A 2531-nucleotide genomic window follows, 5' to 3' on the forward strand; every position below is an offset into this window, starting at 1 on the left:
TGGACTAAACCGCTCGCGCGGTAGCCGCTCCGGCACCACCATGATTGCTCGTAGGGTTTCTGGCTCTGCCAAGTTGGAGGGCGAGGCGATCTGCCTCGCTCTTCGACTGGAGCTGAACCATGAGCTCATTGACGACCAACGTTTCCCCACTGCGCCAACGCATGATCGACGACATGCGCATGCGCAAGTTCGACGGCAAGACGCAGACCCACTACATCCGCGCCGTGCGCAGGCTCGCCGCCTTCCTCAGGCGCTCGCCTGACACCGCCACCGCCGAGGAGCTGCGTGCCTTCCAGCTCCACATGGTCGACACCGGCACCGCCCCGCCGACCATCAACGCCACGCTCAGCGGCCTGAAGTTCTTCTTCGACGTGACGCTGGGCCATGCCGAGCTGTTGGTGATGGTGCAGCCCGTGCATCAACCTCGCCCGCTGCCTGTGGTGCTCAGCTGCGACGAGGTCGCTCGGCTGATCGCCGCTGCGCCGAACCCGAAGTACCAGGCGGCGCTGTCGGTGGCCTATGGGGCCGGGCTGCGCGCCGCCGAGGTCTGTGCGCTGAAGGTGACCGACATCGACAGCGAGCGCATGACGTTGCGCGTGGAGCAAGGCAAGGGTCGCAAGGATCGCTATGCGCTGCTCTCGCCCGTGCTGCTCGAGCGGCTGCGCGCGTGGTGGCGGGTGGGCCATGCGCAGGGCAAGATGCTGCCTGGCGGCTGGCTATTCCCTGGACTCAACCCCATGGACCAGCTGTCCACCCGCCAGCTCAACCGTGCCATCCACCTGGCCGCCGATGCCGCCCACATCGACAAGCGCGTGTCGATGCACACGCTGCGCCACAGCTTCGCGACTCATCTGCTGGAGCAGAAGGTCGACATCCGGGTGATCCAGGTGCTGCTGGGCCACAAGCGGCTGGAGACCACCGCGCTGTACACCCATGTCGCCACCGAGGTGCTGCGCGCCGTGATCAGCCCGCTGGAGACGCTGCCGTCGCCATAGCGCGGCTGCCGTGGGGCACGCCGCCCTGGAAGTCGCCGACATCTTCCGCCTCCATGGACCTGCGTGGCGCCAGGCCCAGCGCGGCCATCTGAGCCTGGGCCAGCTCAAGGTCATGTCGGCCATCGAACAGTGCCGCAGCGCGGCACTGGGTGGACACGTCTTGCGCTGCGATGGCTGCGGCGCCGATCAGGTCAGCTACAACTCCTGCCGCAACCGGCATTGCCCGAAGTGCCAGGCCAGCGCGGCGCAGCGCTGGCTTGAGGCCCGCAGCGCCGATCTGCTGCCGGTCGAGTATTACCACGTGGTGTTCACGCTGCCGGCGCCTATCGCCGAGATGGCCTATACCAACAAGGCGGTTGTCTATGGCCTGCTGTTCGATCTCGCTGCCGAGACCCTGCTGACCATCGGCGGAGACCCCAAGCACCTGGGCGCGCGGCTGGGCGTGACGCTGGTGCTGCACACCTGGGGTTCGGCGCTGACCCACCATCCGCACGTGCACGGCATCGTGCCCGGCGGCGGTCTGGCGCCCGATGGTGAGCGCTGGATCGCGTGTCGACGCGGGTTCTTCCTGCCGGTGCGGGTGCTGTCGCGGCTGTTCCGGCGGCGCTTCCTCGAAGCGCTGCAGCTGGCCCACCATGAAGGCCGGCTGCAGTTCTTCGGCGAACACGCATCGCTGGCCGACGCCGAGGCCTTCGCGCGCTGGCTCGTGCCGCTGCGCCAATGCGAGTGGGTGGTCTACGCCAAGCGACCGTTCGCCGGCCCCGAGGCGGTGCTGGCCTACCTGTCGCGCTACACGCACCGGGTCGCCATCTCCAACAGCCGGCTCGTCTCGCTGGACCAACGCGGAGTGACCTTCCGTTGGAAGGACTACCGCGTCAAGGGGCGCACACGCTACAAGACCATGACGCTCGACGCAGACGAGTTCATGCGCCGCTTCCTGCTGCATGTGCTGCCCGGCGGCTTCCATCGCATCCGGCACTACGGGTTGCTGGCCAACTGCAGCCGCAGCGCCAGCCTGGCATTGGTGCGCCAACTGCTGCAGGTTCCACCGCAGGCACTGCCGCCCGAAAGCTCCCCAGCCGACGTGCGACCGGCCTTCGTCTGTCCGCACTGTGGTCACGCCATGTTCGTCGTGCAGACCTTCCTGCGCGGCGAGCCGATTCGCGCGCCTCCCCAACAGGCCGTCCGGCCATGAGCGCCTGCGCCCTTCACAGCATCTACTCGTCGACGCCACGTGCGTCGGCATGGCCGCTTCGTGCCTGGCACTCAACGCCATCGGATTCTTGGGCTTGCCGACGCCCGTTGAGCGCCATCTCATGCGGCATCGCAGCCGCTCGCGCCGTCGCCACGCGTCTGTGCGTCCGGCGAGACAGGCATCACTGCGCTGCCGCGCGCCTGCAATCGCCATAGCTTCGAGCGACACCACCACGTGCGCCGCGGTTTCCTCCCTCGAGGCTTGTCCAACACCTGCCCTCTACTCGGCGTCGTTCGCGCCATTAGCTTGCCGCGCGGGCAGGTGTCGAACAAACCTAAACG

At 67.6% G+C, this 2531-nt stretch carries 2 protein-coding genes; both read left to right on the top strand.

Translation table 11 applies throughout. The features are described 5' to 3' along the window. Nucleotides 1–119 precede the first annotated feature (119 nt). The gene (locus AC07VX_RS26825; RefSeq protein WP_493167853.1) at nucleotides 120–995 is read left to right on the top strand and encodes a tyrosine-type recombinase/integrase; all 876 of its coding nucleotides are present in this window, start codon (nucleotides 120–122) and stop codon (nucleotides 993–995) included. 10 nt (nucleotides 996–1005) lie between these two features. Next, on the top strand, nucleotides 1006–2190 hold the full coding sequence (locus AC07VX_RS26830; protein WP_493167852.1) for an IS91 family transposase: 1185 nt from the start codon (nucleotides 1006–1008) through the stop codon (nucleotides 2188–2190). The last annotated feature ends 341 nt before the right edge of the window (nucleotides 2191–2531 follow it).

This window comes from Roseateles sp. GW821-FHT03B02, from assembly GCF_059421025.1.

Coding starts and splice junctions, on each gene's coding strand:
- AC07VX_RS26825 (WP_493167853.1), top strand. CDS start 120: ATGAGCTCATTGACGACCAACGTTTCCCCACTGCGCCAACGCATGATC.